Genomic DNA, 15,342 nt, shown 5'->3' with positions numbered 1-15,342 from the left:
GTCCCACCGAGAAGGAGACACGCGTGCTCGTCCTCCACCGCCGCGCCCGAGGTGCCCGCCGACCCGCGCTGACGGCCGGCCTCACCGCCCTCGTGCTGGTCCTGTCCACTCTGCTCGCGTCGCCCGCCCGGGCCGCCGACGCCGTCGACGACCCGATCCCCGAGATGCCGGTCCAGTCCCGGATCGGGCTGGTCCTCAGCGAGTACGCCAGCTTCCCGCAGTCGTACCCCACGCCCGCCCCGACCGATCCCCGCCTCATGCGGACCGCCCGGATCAACACCGTGATGGAGCTGCCCGACGGCTCCGGCCGGCGGGCGGTGCCCGACCTGAACGGCAGCCTCTACCTGGTCGAGGGCGGCGTGCCGCACGTCTACCTGGACGTGGCGGCGACGTTCGCGCCGCGGTTCTTCTCCGGTCGCGGGCTGGGCCAGGGCTTCGGCTACGTCGCCTTCCACCCGGAGTTCGGCGTCAACGGCCGGTTCTACACCATCCACACCGAGCTGGCGTCCACGACGACCACCACACCGGATTACGCTCAGCCCAACTCGCTCTTCCACGGTGTCATCACCGAGTGGACGGCGACCGATCCGAGCGCCGCCACCTTCGCCGGTACGCACCGGGAGGTGCTGCGCATCGGCTTCGGCGGCCAGGTGCACGGCATCCAGGAAATCAACTTCAACCCCACGGCCAAGCGTCACGACCGCGACTACGGCCTGCTGTACCTCGCGGTGGGCGACGGCGGCCAGGGCGCCCGCAACACCGACCCGCAGAACCTGGCCCTGCCGCACGGCAAGCTGCTGCGGATCGACCCTCGGGGCACCAACTCTGCCAACGGGCGTTACGGCATCCCGCCCGGGAACCCGTTCGTCGGGCAGGCCGGCGCGCTCGGCGAGATCTACGCCCTCGGTTTCCGTGACCCGCACCGGTTCAGCTGGGACCGGGCCACCGGCCGGATGTACCTCGGGCACATCGGTGAGCACGCCGTCGAGGCGATCTACGAGGTCCGCGCCGGCGACAACTTCGGTTGGAGCGAGCGCGAGGGCTCCTTCGTCTTCGACAAGGCCGCCACGAGCCCCTGCGACCGGCTGCTCCCGCTGCCCGCCGACGACGACCGGTACGGCTACACGTACCCCGTCGCCGCGTACGACCACGACCCCGCCCCGGGCTGGAACTGCACCGACGACGTCGGTGTCGCGGTGGCCGGCGGGTTCGTCTACCGGGGGCGCACGCTGCCGGCGCTGCGCGGCAAGTACGTCTTCGGCGACCTGGTCGACGGCCGGGTGCTCTACACGGAGGCCAACGAGATGCGCCGCGGCCAGGGCCTGGCCCCGATCCACCAACTCGCGCTCTTCGACGCGGCGGGCGGCCCGGTCCGGATGCGGGACCTCTCCGGGCCCGGCGCGCCCGGCGACCCCAACCGGGTGGACCTGCGCTTCGGCACCGACGCCGCCGGTGAGCTCTACCTCGTCGCGAAGGCCAACGGAAAGATCTGGAAGGTCACCGGCACGAGGGAGTTCGCCGACGGCGACGTCGGCGACACCACCCTGCGCCGCACCGCCGGGGCGTCCAACTGGGCGCCGGTGACCCCGGCGAAGTGGCAGTTCACCCGCGACGAGGTCATCCTCGCCGAGGCCGGGGAGAGCCGGCCGGGGCCGCGCCGGCCCTTCGAGTACGCCGTGCTGACCGCCGGCCCGGCCTGGTCGTCGGTGCAGGTCGACGCCCGCGTACGCCTCGACACGCCGGTGGAGGTCAGCAACCGCGACGTGATCATCGTCTTCGGTTGGCGCTCGGACACCGAGTTCTACTACGCCCACCTCTCCACCGACAACACCATCTACCCGCACAACGGCATCTTCAAGGTCGACAATGCCGACCGGGAGCGCATCGACCACCAGTGGAACGGCCGGTCCCGAGGCGCCAACCCGGCGATCACCGATGCCGACTGGCACCGCGTCCGGGTGGTGCACCTGCCGACGACCGGCGAGATCGCGGTCTACGTCGACGGTCACAAGGACCCGCTGATGACCGCGAAGGACACCACGTTCGGCTCCGGGCGGGTGGGTTTCGGCTCGTTCGACAACGTGGGCCGGGTACGGAACCTGACGGTGACCGGCACGCCGGCCTGAACCGTGACGGTGGGGACGGCGGCGAACGTGCCGCCGTCCCACCGGGTCATCCGTGGACCTGCCCCGGAGAGTCCGGTCCGCTTCGTACAATTCCTGCCATGCCGGAGATCGTCGAGTTGCTGGCCTCGCCCGTGCACCGCTTCCTGGGCCGGCCCGCCGACGGCCCGGCCCCGGCCCCGCCCGGTGAGCTGGTCGAGGCGGTCCGGATCCGGGCCGACCTCGGCATCGTCGGCGACCGGTACTTCGGCCAACAGGCGCACCGCGACGCCAGCGTCACAGTCATCGCCCAGGAGTCGCTGCCGGTCGGCATCGGCCTGGCGGAGGTGCGGCGCAACATCCTCACCGCCGGGATCGCCGTGGACGAGCTGATCGGCAGGGTGCTGGTGCTGGACTCCGGCGACGGCCCGGTCAGCCTGCGCGTCAACCGGGCGGCCCGGCCCTGCGCCTGGATGGACGTCACCGTCGGCCCGGGGACGTGGAAGGCGCTGCGCACCACCGGTGGCATCCGCTGCACCCCCCTCAACGACGGCACCCTGCGCGTCGGCCCGGTCGACGCGATCGTCAACTGAGGAAAGGGCTCGACGCCAGCGGCCCGGACGGGCATGGTGTGCGCCGACGTGGGCGGATTCGGCGAGGTGACGCCCCGGGAAGCCGCCGCGTGGTAGAACCAATCCGCACATCGGCTCGCAGGTCTCCGGGCAGCCGGGAGCTTTGCCGGACAGGACCTCATCCGAACAGAGGTGGTGCAGTGAACCCCGAGCTGCGGCAGCTCATCGAGGAGCTGCGGGCCGACCTGGCCGACCAGCCGGCCAGCCTGGCGTACGCCGAGTTCGGCGAGGGCGCCGCCATCGACGTCGTCCCGGCGAGTCTCCCGGCCGACCTGCGTGATCTCCTGCTGGTGGTCGACGGGCTGCGGGCGGGTCGGCTCGAGCTGGCGTCCACGTCGACCCTCGCGGGCATCCAGTACCACCTCGACTACGCGCCGGACTTCTCCACCATCCCCGAGGACCGGGCGGGCTGGCTGGTGGTGGGCACCCGCAGTGACGAGCCGATCTTCATGGACCTCGGCACCGGAGCGATCTGGTACTTCCCACCCAACGGCGCCGAGTGGTTCATGTCCGACGATTTCGAGGAGCTGGCCCCGGACCTCGGATCCTTCGTGGACTACTACCTGCTCGGGCCGGGGTACGCCGACCTGACCCCGGCGGACGACCGGTGGTTCGCGTTCCTCGACGAGCAGGGTCTGCTCGATGACGAGGATGAGGACGTGGGCTGAGTCAGGCCGGGCTGATGTGCGCGGCGAGAACCCGCCAGCCGTGCGGGTCGTCGTGGACCCAGGTCCGGGTGTAGCGCAGGCGAGCCGCGAACGGCGCCCCCTCCGCCACCCCGGTCACCCGGCCCAGGAAGAACGTCACCCCGGTCTTTTCCACGACGAGCAGGTCCAGCTCCTCCTCGACCAGCTCCTGCACCACCGAGCGGCGGTCCCGGTACGCGGCCAGGTCGTCCTGCTTGCTGTACGTACGGCCGTCCGGGCCGATGGCGATGAGCTGGTCGACCAGCAGCTGATCGAGAGCGTCGACGTCGCCGGCCCGCTGGGCGGCCTGAAGGGTGCGCTCGGCATCGAGCAGCTCTGCCTCGCGTGCGCTGTCCGGCATCGTGCCGTCCTCCCGGTCGGGTTCGACCCGGGTCACCGTCCGCCCCGGGCTGACCGCATTGTGGCAGCCAACGCGGTCCGAGTGGGCGTGGATCGCCGCCTGACTCACAGGCTCAGGCGAATCCGTACGACGGTCTCCCCGGGCCCGGTCAGCACGGCGACCTCGTCGCAGACCTGCTCCACGATCGCCAGCCCCCGGCCCCGGATCGAGTCGGTGGACGGCATCCCCTGGCCGAACTCCCGCGCCGGCCCCCGGTCGACGACGTCGCAGAACAGCTGACCGGACTCGGCCCAGAGCAGGACCCTGCCGCCGCCGGTGGTGTGCTGCAAGGTGTTGCTGGCCAGCTCGCTGATGGCCAGTGTCAGCAACTCCACCCGATGCGGTGGCAGGCCCCGGGCCAGCGCACCGGCGCTGACGAACGCGCGCAGCGCCCGGACGTCGGTCGCCACCTGGTACGTCATGGTGTCCGCCGGGGCGGGGACGGTCTGCTCGACCACGGTGTCGCGTCGCTCGGCCGGCATCAGCCCCCCGGCCGCGGGTCGCCGGTCAGCGTCACCACGGCACGCCCGGGTGCGGTGGACGTGTTCGCCTCGACGTGCGCCATCGGACACCAGCAACCCTTCGAATAGCGACAGCCGTTGTCGCCACATCATGTCATCCGCTGACCCCTGGGCCGTCTCGTCCGTTCGGCGGTTGATCACGTGCGGACCGCCCGCGCACGCATCGTCGGTGCGGCATTCGGCGCGGTCAGGGTGTCGCGTCGAAGGCGATCGACTCGCTCAGCTCCCGCCACCGCGCGTCGGACGCGGCGAGCGCCTCGGCAGCCGCCGAAGCGCCGGCCACTGCGTCGGCGCCGAGCTGAGCCGGGTCGCGGGCGGTGGCGACCAGGTGGTCGCCGTCGGCCAGCACGGCCTCGGCGAGCGCGCGACCGAGACCTCGGGACGTACCGGTGATGAGCCAGACCCGTGGCACGGCGTCCCTCCCGCCGGGTAGGTCCGGAACTGCTACGGGCGGATGTCCAGGGCGCCGATCAGGTCGTCGCGCAGGGTGAACCGGTACCGCAGCTCGATCGGGCTGCCGGGGAAGTCGCCGGAGACCCGGGTGAGGGCCAGGTAGGAGTCGCCCGCCTGCTCGGTGACACGTACCGGCTCGACGGTGTAGGAGTAGGCATCCATCGTCTTCTGCCGCCACGCGCGGATCGAGGCCCGTCCGTCGTACAGCCGGTCCTCGTCGGCGACGCTCGCGGTGTCCGCGAAGCAGGCGACGAAGGCGTCCAGATCCCGGTCGTTGACGGCCCGGAAGTACCGGTCGATCACGTCGGGTAGGTCGACGGCCATCTGCTCCTCCTGCGGCACGGGCCGCCGTCGGGCAGCCGTCGGGTTCCCGGTCCGACCTCACCGTACGAGACGGTGACGGTGCCTCGCGGAGCAACCATCAGACCCGTCCCGCTCCGGCCGCCGGGTTTGCCGTCGACCGGCCCGGGTAGCCACGCATCTCCGAAACGAAGGGCGGGGGAATGGCCGAGCTGGGGTTCGTCGAGAAGGTCGCGGCACGGGCGGGCGTTCCGCCGGAGCAGGCGCGCCCACTGACCGAGGCCGTTCTGCGGACCCTCACCGAGCGGCTCAGCGGCGGTGAGGCTGGAGCGTTGGCCCCCCACCTGGCCGACGAGCTGAGCCCGTTGCTGGTCAAGGCGGCCGAGGCGCCGGAGGCGTTCGGCTACGACGAGTTCCTCCGCCGGGTCGCCGACCGCGCCGGGATCGACCGTCCGGCCGCCGAGCGGGGCACCCGGGCGGTCCTCCAGACGATGCACCGGGTGATCGGGCACCGGGAGTTCGAGGACGCCCTGGCCCAGCTCCCCTCGGACCTCCGCGCGCTGGCGCAGCCGCTGCCGCACGGTCCCTGACCGACCGAAGGCGCCACGGTCCCTTCCCGACGGGACTGGCTCGGGGCGCGGCCCGACCGGGAGGTCGGACCACGCCCCTCGCCCGACGTCAGCCGGTTACCCCGGCACTGACCACCCACTTCTGGTGGGCGCCGCCCGCGTACGTGCCGAGCTGGATCTGGGTGCGGTCGGCGCTGCTACCGCCGGCCGCCTCCAGGACCTTGCCGGACTGCGGGTTGCGGATCGACCCGTCGGACTGCGGCTGCCAGACCTGCGCGGCGGTGCCGTTGCAGGTCCAGAGCTGCACCTTCGTGCCGTTGGCGGTGCCGGCGTTGTCGACGTCCAGGCACTTTCCCAGCACCTGGTAGGTGTCGCCGGCCCTCGTCCACGACTGCGCGGTGGTGCCGTTGCAGGTCCAGAGCTGGATCTTCGTGCCGTCGGCGGTGCCCGCGTTGTCGACGTCCAGGCACTTGCCGCCGACGCCGGTGATCGTCCCGCCGACCGGCGGCGGGGGACTGCCCGGGATCGAGTTGAGCGTGTACCACGCCTCGGTGCTCCACAGTGACTGGCCGCTGGTGGCGGTGAACGGGCGCGGTGACCGCAGGTGCACCACCCTGCCGGCCTTGCGACCGGGCACGGTGAGGCTGACCTTCTTGCCATCCGCCGAGAGGGTGGCCGCGGTGACGGTCAGCGTCTCCTCGTCGATCTTCGGACCGCCGTAGTTCGAGGTCGCCACGTACCGCCACTGCTTGAGCTTGTAACGCGCGGCCAGGTCGGCGGCGGTCGCCGTCGACACCGGCTGGGTGTACTCGACCTCGAAGCCGGTCGTGGTGGCGCGCATGGCGAGCATCTCGAACGTGGTGGCGGTGTTCGGGGTGAGCTTCTGCAGGCCGTACGACAGCTTGCCGGTCTGGCCCCAGTTGCCGCCCGCGCCGAGCCCGCCGACGTAGATCGCGCCGTCCGGGCCGATGTTGACCTCGGAGACGCCCGCCTCCAGGCCCTGGGTGAGTCGGAACAGGGCGCCCTGGTACTCGCCGTTGACCTTCTCCACGGAGGCCCGTTGGAGGCCGCCGTAGGTCACGTCGCCGATGACGAACTGACCGGCGTAGCGGCCGGTGGTCAGGTACAGCGGGGTGCTGGGTGAGTTGGCGATCTCGTTCTGTGGCATCCAGAGCACCGGCTGGGTGACCGGGTTGCCGTCGAACGGGCCGGCCGGGTTCGTGTAGTGGTTGAAGAACCGGCCCTGCTTGACGTGCACCAGCTTCGACGAGGGCAGCCAGCCGCCCTGGTTGTCGGTGACGAAGATGCCGCCCTCCGGGCCCCAGCCGATGCCGTGCGGGGTGCGCAGGCCGCCGGCGACGTAGCTGACCGCGCCGGTGTCCTTGCTGATCTTCAGGGTGCTGCCCCGGTTGGCGGCGGGCTGCGGGTTGGTGGTGGCGCCACCGGAGTTGATCGACACCGACAGGTTCAGGTAGAAGAACCCGTCCTGGTAGAGCAGGCCGAACGCGAACTCGTGGAAGTTGCCCCCGTACGGCCAGGTGGCGACGGTCTCCAGCCGCTCGACCACCTCGTCGCCGCCGGTGTTGACCAGCCTGGTCAGCCGCTGCTTCTCCGTGACGTAGACGACCCCGTCGACGATCTTCAGCCCCATCGGCTCCTTCAGCCCACCGGCGATCTTCTTGGTGGTCACTGCGCCCGGAGTGGTCGCGCCGCCGGTGTTGCCGAGGATCCAGACCTCACCGTCCTGGGACGTGCCGGACTGGTCGCTGCCGCCCCAGGTGGAGACGACCAGCCGACCGTCGGCCAGCCAGTCCATCCCGGTGATCTTCGGTTGGAAGCCGCTGGGCCGCAGGTTGGTCAGCGTGTAGCCCGGGTGCACCCCGGTCAGCGGCAGGCCGTCGCCGGGGGTGTCGGCGATGCCCTCGCACTCCTTGCGGCCCGGTGCGGTCACCCGGACCACGCCGGCGTCGGTGCTCAGCGCCGAGTTCGGTACGACCACGAAGGACGACGAGCCGGGAGTCTTCCACTCCAGGGTGATCTGCTGCCCGCCCCCGCGCTCGAAGTGGTCGATGCGCAGCGGGTGCAGGCCGGCGGCGAGGGTGACGGTGCCCTCCTTGGGCGGGGTCGCGCCGTGCAACCCGTCGTGGTCGATCACCACCGTGTTGTTGATCGCCAGCTTGGAGCCGTCGTCGCTGCTGAGCCGGAACGTGTAGCTGCCGGCCTGGGTGGTGGTGATGTTGCCGAGCACCTGCGAGACGAAGTTGTCCTCGAAACCGAAGTCGGCCGCCGAGGTCCAGTTGATGGTGGACATCAGCTTGTCCACGTTCGGGGTCTGCGCGGGCTTGAGCGTGCAGAGCGTGGAGAGCGGCACCTGCACGTCGAAGACGCGCAGCGTGACACCCGGTTCCTGCGCGGGGGCGGCGGTGGCCGGAGCGGCCCAGAGGCCGGCGGTGAGGACGAGTGCCAGCGCACCCAGGGCGGGTTTGTGCAGTCGGCGTAGCAGGCGTGAGCCCATCGTTCCTCCAGGAGGCGGTGGAGTGTCCGACGGCCGGCGCGCAGCAGCGGTGAGGATGGCCGTCGGCCCGGGTCCGTAACGTCCTCGACGCCGACGAGTGACGTTGCGGAAACACCGGGTGGATGGATCGAGACATTAAGGCGTTTCGATTGGGCTGTCCATGGCTTCGCCTCGATGCATCAAAAGTTCCTCACGTCTGTACGAAAGTTCGAGACGGTACGCGAGGAATGCCCGGCTGTCTCGGCGGCTATCGCTGTCCGCGCCGCTCCCGACCACCGGTTCGGTTGCCGGTCTTCCGAGTCGGGTTGGTGGGCCTGCGGGTGGCGGCAGTGCCCCGGCCCGCTGCGCCGGCGGGCCGACGGCTCGGCGTGGTGCCTCCCGGTGTGGCCGGTCGACGGCGTGCCGCCACCAGCACGATTGCGGAGACCACGACGACGATCAGGGCCGGGACCAGCCAGGCCGGGAAGCCGCCGTCCCGCTGATCCTCGGCTGCGCCAGCCGGATCGCTCGCCGCGGCCCCGGTGGCGTCCGCCGGGCCGCCGGTGGCCCCCGGGCTCGCCGACCCCCCGCCCTCGGCCTGGGCGAGTAGTGTCGCGTCCGGCCCCGCCGTGGGCACCACCCAACCGGCCGGTGCCGGCGTGCTCGACCCCTGGTAGTCGAAGGTGACGGTGCCCCGCACCGCCTCACCGTCCGAGGCGACGGAGAGGTAGCTGGCGGTGTAGCGACCCTTCGCCGGCCAGTGGGCGACGGTGACCATGGCCGGGAAGCCGGTGTGGTAGAGCCGCGGCTCGAACACACCGTTGACCATGAAGTACTCCTGGACCGGCTTGTCCAGGCGCTTCGGCTCGCCGTACGACCAGCCGTTGTCCACTCGCGACCCGTCCGGCCCGGTCACGGTGAAGTGGGCGTTCGAGGCCGGCTTCTCGGTGAAGTACAACCCCAGCTGCGTCAGCGGCTCGCGCACGACGGTGCCGGTCAACGGGGTGCTGGTCGCCAACTGGCCGTGCGCGGACGCCGGCGCGACCGGCAGCAACAGCGATACCGCCACCGTCGCCGCCAGGGTCGCCAGGGTGCGGCTCAGAATGTGACACATAGTGACGAGCCTCGATCGCATTGGTTCATCATGGTCATATCCCCGCCGCCGAACAAGACGTACAGTTCTCATCCCCGACGATCAACCGACACCCGTCCCCCTCGCGTCGTTCGGAGCCCGCCCGTGTTCGTCCGTACCCCCACCGGCCGCACCTGCGCGGCCCTCGCCGCCGCCCTCGCCGCCCTGCTCCTCGCCGGGTGCGGCCAGGACGACGACCCCTCCGTCGCCACCCCCTCGGCGGCACCGACGTCCACCGCGCCACCGAGCGCCGCCACCGCGCCGACCCCGGTGGTCAGCGCCACCCCCAGCACCGCCGCCAGCACCCCGGCCGTGGACCGGGTGATCACCGTGACGATCGCGAAACGGCGGATCGATCCACCGACCGGACGGATCACCGTGGACAGGGGCGAGCTGGTCCGGATCACGGTCACCTCCGACGTGTCCGACGAACTGCACGTGCACGGCTACGACCTGGGCGCTCGACTGCCGGCCGGCACTCCCGGGTCGGTGGAGTTCCGGGCCGACAGGACCGGGCTGTTCGAGGTGGAGACACACGAGACCGAGCTGGTGCTGTTCCAGCTCGTCGTCCGCTGAGCGGCATGACCGCCGCTCCCACGCTGCTGGCACACGGCGTCGGTGGTCGACAGGATCTGCCGATCACGCTGCCGCAGCTCGTCGTCGCCGCCGCGCTGACCCTCGTCGTCACCTTCCTCGCCCTGGGTCTGCTCTGGCGCGAGCCTCGGCTCGACCGCGGCGCGACCGGAGGCCGACCGGTGCCGCGACGGCTCGCCCGACTCGTCGACGCGTCCACCTTCCGGTGGGCGCTGCGGGTGCTCGGCCTGCTCGCGGCCGCCTGGTTCTGCCTGGGTCTGCTCGGCGGGCCGGACACCCCGGACAACCCGACCGCCGGCGCGCTCTACGTGCTGCTCTGGGTCGGGCTGGCACCGCTGTCGCTGCTGTTCGGCCCGGTCTGGCGAGCGGTCAACCCGCTGCGTACGGTGCACCTGCTGGCGGCGCTGGCCGCGAGGCGCGACCCGGACCGGGGGGTCCGTGAGCTGCCGGCCGGCGTGGGGTGGTGGCCGGCCGCCGCAACCCTGTTCGGCTTCCTCTGGCTGGAACTGGTCGCACCCGACCGCGCCACCCTGCCGGTGATCACCGCCTGGCTCGCCGCGTACGCGCTGGTCATGCTGGCCGGCGCGGTGGTGTTCGGTGCCCGCTGGTTCGCGCACGCCGACCCGTTCGAGACGTACAGCGACCTGATCGGTCAGCTCGCCCCGATCGGCCGGGCCGCCGACGGCGTGCTGGTGTGGCGCAACCCGCTCGACGGGATCGCCGGTCTGCGGCCCCGCCCCGGGCTCGTCGCCGTGGTGGTCGTGCTGCTCGGCTCCACCATGTACGACAGCCTCTCCAACGCACCCGGTTGGCTGCGGTTCAGTCAGGAGAACGGCCTGCACCCGGCCGTCACCGGCAGCGCCGGGCTGACCCTGGTCATCGCCGCCGTCGCGGTGGCCTATCTCGCCGCCACCGGAGCCGCCGCGCGCATCGGTCGCGCCGACCCGGCCGACGCCCGACGCGTGCCCGGCGAGATCGCCCACTCGATCGTGCCCATCACGGTGGGCTACGTGGTGGCGCACTACTACTCGCTGCTGATCCTGGAAGGTCAGCGCACCGTCGCGCTGCTCTCCGACCCGCTGGGCACCGGCGCCAACTGGCTCGGCACCGCCGGCTGGGAACCGCACACCGGGCTGGTCACGCCCTCCGGGGTGGCCACCCTCCAGATCACCGTCATCATCCTCGGGCACCTGCTCGGCACGCTGCTGGCCCACGACCGCGCCCTGTACCTGTTCCCCCGGGCCCGGGCCGTGGCCGGCCAACTGCCACTGCTGGCCCTCATGGTCGCGTACACCGTCGCCGGTCTGCTGCTGCTCTACGCGGGGTAGTCCCCGCCGGGCTCCGACCCGTGCGTCATGATGGCCCGTGGACTCCGATCTTCAGCGTTACCTCGAGGACCTGGTGACCGCCGCCCGTGACGTCCTCGGGGCCGACCTGGTCGGCGCGTACGCGGCCGGCTCGGTGGGGCTCGGGGCGTACCAGGCCGGCCGCAGCGACGTGGACGTGGCGGTGGTCAGCGCCGGCCCGCTCACCGGGACCGCCAAGCGGTCGTTGGTGGCGCGGCTGCGGCACGAGGCGCTGCCCTGCCCGGCGCGCGGGCTGGAGCTGGTCGCCTACGACCGGGCCGTAGCCGCCTCGGGCACCCCGGAACCCGGTTTCGAGGTCGAGATCAACACCGGGCCCGGCATGCCGTTCCGGTGCACCCTCGACCCCGCCGACCGGCCGGCCGCCGACGGCCGCTTCTGGTACGGACTGGACCGCAGCATCCTGCACCAGAGCGGGCTGCCGCTGCTCGGGCCGCCAGCGGGGGACGTCTTCGCCGACCTCACGCCGACCGATCTGCGCCGACTGCTCATCGAGGCGCTGTCCTGGTGGCTGGCCCTGCCGACACCGCCGGGAGACCAACCCGCGCCCGGCACGGAGGACGCGGTGCTCGGCGCGTGCCGGTCGCTGGTGCGACACCGCGACGGCGTCTGGCTGGCGAAGGCGGCGGCCGGTCAACGACTGGTCGACGCCGGTGACCGGGCCGAGGTGATCGGCCAGGCCATCGCCGCCCGGCACGGCGGGCCGCCGCCCACCGGCGCACAGGCCCGCGCCTTCCAACAACGGGTACGCGACGAGATCGCCGCCCAGCCGTAGCCGTAGCCGTAGCCGTAGCTGGCGCTGGCGCGTGGACGGTCAGCGGACCGGGCTGGGCTGCAACGAGGCGAAGAGCAGGTTGAGACCCTCGGTCATGGTCGGGTGGGTGATGACGGCGTCGCGCAGGTCGGTCCACGGCATCCCGGCGAGCATCGCCAACTGCACCGAGGTGATCACCTCAGCGGCCTCGGCGCCGAGCAGTGCCGCGCCGAGGATCCGGTCGGTGCTGGCGTCGATGACCGCCTTCCACATGCCCTTGGTCTGGCGCAGGGTGCGGGCCCGGGGGATCGCGGCGACCGGCAGGTGGGCGACCTGGACGTCGTACCCGGCGCGGCGCGCCTCGGTCTCGGTGAGCCCGACCCGGGCCAGCTCCGGGGTGGTGAAGACCGTGTACGGGATCAACCGGTCGGCGGTGCTGCGCTGTCCACCCGCGAGGTTCGCCCTGATGATCCGGTAGTCGTCCAGCGAAACGTGCGTGAACTGCGGACTGCCGGCGACGTCTCCGGCGGCCCAGGTCCGCTCGGCGCTGGTGCGCAGGTACTCGTCGACCTGCACGAAGCCCCGTTCGCTGAGGCGCACCCCGGCGGCGTCCAGGCCGAGCCCATCGGTGACCGGCGCTCGACCGGCCGCCACCAGCACGTCGTCCCCGATCACCAGGCTGCCGTCGTCCAGCGTCACCCGGACCGTGTCGTCGTCGTCGCGGTCGACCCGGGCCACCGCGACGCCCACCCGTACGTCGATGCCGTCGTCGACGAAGACGCGCATCACCGCGTCACTCACGTCGGGATCCTCGCGGGTGAGCAGTCGCGGGCCGCCCTCGATCAGCGTCACCGCGCTGCCGAACGACGCGAACATCTGCGCGAACTCCACCCCGACGGTGCCGCCGCCGAGCACCACCAGCCGGCCCGGCAGTCGGTCCAGGTGCAGGTGCAGGAGGCTGTCGCTGGTCAGCACCCCGGCCTCGGCCAGCCCGGGCACCGACGGCAGGTGCGGACGCGTACCCGTGTTGATGACCACGTCGTCGCCGCGCAACAGTCGCTCACCGCCGTCGGCGAGCGACACCCGTACGGTGCGGGGGCCGACGAACCGGGCCTCACCGATCACCAGGTGCAGGCCGGAGTCGAGGAACTGCTGCCGGTTGGCGGCCACCATCCCCTCGACGACGTCCTGCTTGTGCGCGCGCAGCAGGTCCACGTCGACCCGGCCACCCTCGACGACCAGGCCGAGCGCGGACGCGTCCCGCAGCAGGCGGGCCGCCCGCGCGCTGGTCACCAGCGCCTTCGTCGGGATGCAGGCGACGTTGATGCAGCTGCCGCCGATCATGCCGCGTTCGACCATGGCGACCCGCTGCCCGGACCGTGCGACGTCCATGCTCAACGTCTTTCCGGCCTTGCCGCCGCCCACCACGAGCAGGTCGAACTCCTCCGGTCGGTCGGTCACCGGGTGCTCCTCTCGGTCGCCGGGCAGGCCGGCGGCCGCCGCTGGTGCGCGGCGGCCAGCCCAGCCTGCCAGCTCCGCGGAAGACGCCGGCCCGGTTCGGCCGAGAATCCCCGGGGTCGAGCGCCGTCGAGGTCGTCCCGGGTAGTGCGGGGCGCGTGCGTCCGGGTCGACCGCTACCGAGGTCAGTGCCGGGCGGCGCCGTTCTCGCTGACCGGCTGCCCGAAGGCCAGGAACGGCACGGGCGTCGGGGCGTCGGGCCGGGTGAAGATCCGCTCGGCCTCGTCGGCGGGCGCGTCGGCGGGAGCCGACTGGTCGGCGGGCGCGTCCGCGGGAGCCGGCCGGTCGGCGGGCGCGGCCACCTGCTCGTCCAGGTTGGCCGGTCGGTGGGAGCGCTCGGCGTCGGAGTGGTCGCCGCCGGACCGATCGGCGGCGGACTCGTCGCCAGGCCGGTCGCCCTCGGCCCGCACCTCAGCGGCCCGGTCGGTGGGGGAACGCTCGGCGCTGGGTCGATCGAAACTGGAACGGGAACCCACCATCGGGTACTCGGCGGTCTCCGTGCCGCCGGCAGCCGCGGCCATGACCGCGGCGGCGGCCAGGTCGGCCACCCGCTTCGCCTCCCGCTGCACCCGGGCGCGTACGTCCTTGGCGTGCCGCTCGGCGGAGTCCCCCGCTCGTCGGGCTTCTTCCAGCCGGGCGCTCTCGGCGGTGAGATCACGGCGGACCTCGCTGAGCCGCTGCTGCATCCTCGACAGCTCGTTCTCCAGCGTCTCGCCCTCCTCGCGGATCTCGGCGAGCTGCTGGCGGCCGGTGTCCAGCTCGGTGTGCAGCGCGCTGGCCTCCTGCTGGCGCTCCTCGATCTCCTGCTGGAGGGCGGTGAGTTGCTGCTGGTGGCTGGCGGCCTGCTCGTCGGCGCGGTTGCGCAGCTCGGTCACGTGCTGCTGCGCTTCGGCCAGCAGGGCGGCGATCTGCTGCTCGGTCGCGCTGCTCTGCTCGGCGAGCTCCTGCTCAGCGGCGGCCTGCTGCTCGGCGATGTCCCGCTCGGCGGCGGTCCGTCGCTCGTTGACCTCGCGCTCCACGTTGGCCTGCCACTGGGCCATCTCCTGCTGGTTCTTCGCGCGGGCCGACTGGAGTTCCTGCTGGATCTGGGTGCGGGCCGACTTCATCAACGCGTCGGCGGCGACCCGGGTCTGGTTGAGCTGCTGCGCGCTCTGTTCGGTGATCCGCTTCGCCTCGTGCTGGGCGCGCTCGTGCGCGGCCTCACCGTCGGCGCGCAACTGCTCCGCGTGCTCGCGGATCGCGGTCAACTCGGCCTCGGCCAGGGTGCGCCGCTCCTCGTGCGCCTGCTCCTGCTCGGTACGCCGGGTCGCCAACTCCTCCGCCAGGTCCTGGCGTGACTGCGCGGCCCGCTCCCGGGTGTCGGCGAGGATGCGCTCCGACTCGCTGCGCAGCTCGTTCGCCCGGTCGGTGGCCGACTCGATGATCATGGCTGCCTGCTTGTCGGCGAGCGTCATGATCTCGGCGACCATCGGGCCCAGATCGTGGATCGTCGCGCGGTCCACCTGCACCGGTTGCTCCTGAAGGTCGGCCAGTTCGGTACGCAGTCGCTGCACCTCGGCGGTCAGTTCACGGACCCGAACGGCGGAACGCCCATGCTCCCCACTGAGCATCGCGATCTGACCGTCGAGCTGCTCCAGGTGCCGGTCCACCTGGCGTTTGTCGTAGCCACGCAGGGTGAGCTCGAAGTGTGGCCGCGAGGCCGCATCGTCGCGTCCTGCGCGCGGCTCAGCGCCAATGGACATGCACCATCCTCCGTACGAGTGGGGGCGTGAGGGTCGGCGGTCGCCTGCCCCGCGGGCCGTCAGTGTGGCGCAACGCTACCG

At 72.2% G+C, this 15,342-nt stretch carries 15 protein-coding genes; 7 read left to right on the top strand and 8 right to left on the bottom strand.

Features of this window, described 5'->3' with window-relative positions:
- The first annotated feature begins 23 nt into the window (after window positions 1-23).
- The 3 genes from LADH09A_RS05515 to LADH09A_RS05505 all read left to right on the top strand — a co-directional run bounded on the left by LADH09A_RS05515 (window position 24) and on the right by LADH09A_RS05505 (window position 3,402).
- Window positions 24-2,126: a PQQ-dependent sugar dehydrogenase gene (locus LADH09A_RS05515; RefSeq protein WP_238643640.1), complete on the top strand. Its 2,103-nt coding sequence runs from the start codon at window positions 24-26 to the stop codon at window positions 2,124-2,126.
- Window positions 2,127-2,224: 98 nt separating this feature from the next.
- Window positions 2,225-2,695 (top strand): molybdenum cofactor biosysynthesis protein, encoded by a 471-nt coding sequence (locus LADH09A_RS05510; protein ID WP_238643639.1) that lies wholly within the window; start codon window positions 2,225-2,227, stop codon window positions 2,693-2,695.
- Between the two features lie 179 nt (window positions 2,696-2,874).
- Window positions 2,875-3,402: a hypothetical protein gene (locus LADH09A_RS05505; RefSeq protein ID WP_238643638.1), complete on the top strand. Its 528-nt coding sequence runs from the start codon at window positions 2,875-2,877 to the stop codon at window positions 3,400-3,402.
- A gap of 1 nt (window position 3,403) precedes the next feature.
- Here the strand turns inward: LADH09A_RS05505 and LADH09A_RS05500 are convergent, their stop codons facing one another.
- From LADH09A_RS05500 to LADH09A_RS05485, 4 genes are all read right to left on the bottom strand, one after another.
- Window positions 3,404-3,781, bottom strand: coding sequence for a nuclear transport factor 2 family protein (locus tag LADH09A_RS05500; RefSeq protein ID WP_238643637.1), 378 nt, complete (start codon window positions 3,779-3,781; stop codon window positions 3,404-3,406).
- A 104-nt stretch (window positions 3,782-3,885) separates the two neighbouring features.
- Complete coding sequence (locus LADH09A_RS05495) at window positions 3,886-4,302, bottom strand: ATP-binding protein (protein WP_238643636.1); 417 nt, start codon at window positions 4,300-4,302, stop codon at window positions 3,886-3,888.
- Window positions 4,303-4,528: 226 nt separating this feature from the next.
- Window positions 4,529-4,753, bottom strand: coding sequence for a hypothetical protein (locus LADH09A_RS32030; protein WP_372492230.1), 225 nt, complete (start codon window positions 4,751-4,753; stop codon window positions 4,529-4,531).
- 32 nt (window positions 4,754-4,785) lie between these two features.
- On the bottom strand, window positions 4,786-5,118 hold the full coding sequence (locus LADH09A_RS05485) for a nuclear transport factor 2 family protein (RefSeq protein ID WP_238643635.1): 333 nt from the start codon (window positions 5,116-5,118) through the stop codon (window positions 4,786-4,788).
- A 179-nt stretch (window positions 5,119-5,297) separates the two neighbouring features.
- On the opposite strand from LADH09A_RS05485, the gene LADH09A_RS05480 reads away from it, so the two are divergent.
- Window positions 5,298-5,684, top strand: coding sequence for a DUF2267 domain-containing protein (locus LADH09A_RS05480; protein WP_238643634.1), 387 nt, complete (start codon window positions 5,298-5,300; stop codon window positions 5,682-5,684).
- A gap of 88 nt (window positions 5,685-5,772) precedes the next feature.
- On the opposite strand, the gene LADH09A_RS05475 is transcribed toward LADH09A_RS05480, so the two are convergent.
- Both LADH09A_RS05475 and LADH09A_RS05470 read right to left on the bottom strand, forming a co-directional pair.
- The gene (locus tag LADH09A_RS05475; protein ID WP_238643633.1) at window positions 5,773-8,178 is read right to left on the bottom strand and encodes a ricin-type beta-trefoil lectin domain protein; all 2,406 of its coding nucleotides are present in this window, start codon (window positions 8,176-8,178) and stop codon (window positions 5,773-5,775) included.
- A gap of 247 nt (window positions 8,179-8,425) precedes the next feature.
- A complete protein-coding gene (locus tag LADH09A_RS05470) occupies window positions 8,426-9,271 on the bottom strand; it encodes a copper resistance CopC family protein (protein WP_238643632.1) in 846 nt (281 codons plus the stop codon).
- 123 nt (window positions 9,272-9,394) lie between these two features.
- Here LADH09A_RS05470 and LADH09A_RS05465 point away from each other — a divergent pair, with 123 nt between their 5' ends.
- The 3 genes from LADH09A_RS05465 to LADH09A_RS05455 are packed head-to-tail and all read left to right on the top strand — an operon-like array spanning window position 9,395 to window position 12,022.
- Window positions 9,395-9,865 carry a hypothetical protein gene (locus tag LADH09A_RS05465; RefSeq protein ID WP_238643631.1) on the top strand — a complete coding sequence of 157 codons (471 nt, stop codon included), beginning with the start codon at window positions 9,395-9,397 and terminating at the stop codon, window positions 9,863-9,865.
- A gap of 5 nt (window positions 9,866-9,870) precedes the next feature.
- Complete coding sequence (locus tag LADH09A_RS05460; RefSeq protein WP_238643630.1) at window positions 9,871-11,211, top strand: hypothetical protein; 1,341 nt, start codon at window positions 9,871-9,873, stop codon at window positions 11,209-11,211.
- A 37-nt stretch (window positions 11,212-11,248) separates the two neighbouring features.
- Complete coding sequence (locus LADH09A_RS05455; RefSeq protein WP_238643629.1) at window positions 11,249-12,022, top strand: nucleotidyltransferase domain-containing protein; 774 nt, start codon at window positions 11,249-11,251, stop codon at window positions 12,020-12,022.
- 39 nt (window positions 12,023-12,061) lie between these two features.
- On the opposite strand, the gene LADH09A_RS05450 is transcribed toward LADH09A_RS05455, so the two are convergent.
- Both LADH09A_RS05450 and LADH09A_RS05445 read right to left on the bottom strand, forming a co-directional pair.
- Window positions 12,062-13,462, bottom strand: a complete 1,401-nt coding sequence (locus tag LADH09A_RS05450; RefSeq protein WP_238643628.1) for an FAD-dependent oxidoreductase — start codon at window positions 13,460-13,462, stop codon at window positions 12,062-12,064.
- Between the two features lie 182 nt (window positions 13,463-13,644).
- The gene (locus tag LADH09A_RS05445; RefSeq protein WP_238643627.1) at window positions 13,645-15,261 is read right to left on the bottom strand and encodes a coiled-coil domain-containing protein; all 1,617 of its coding nucleotides are present in this window, start codon (window positions 15,259-15,261) and stop codon (window positions 13,645-13,647) included.
- Window positions 15,262-15,342: the final 81 nt, after the last annotated feature.

The sequence above is a fragment of the Micromonospora cabrerizensis genome, assembly GCF_022230955.1.
Taxonomy (GTDB): Bacteria; Actinomycetota; Actinomycetes; order Mycobacteriales; family Micromonosporaceae; genus Micromonospora; species Micromonospora cabrerizensis.
This window is presented reverse-complemented; position numbering and strand designations above follow the sequence as displayed.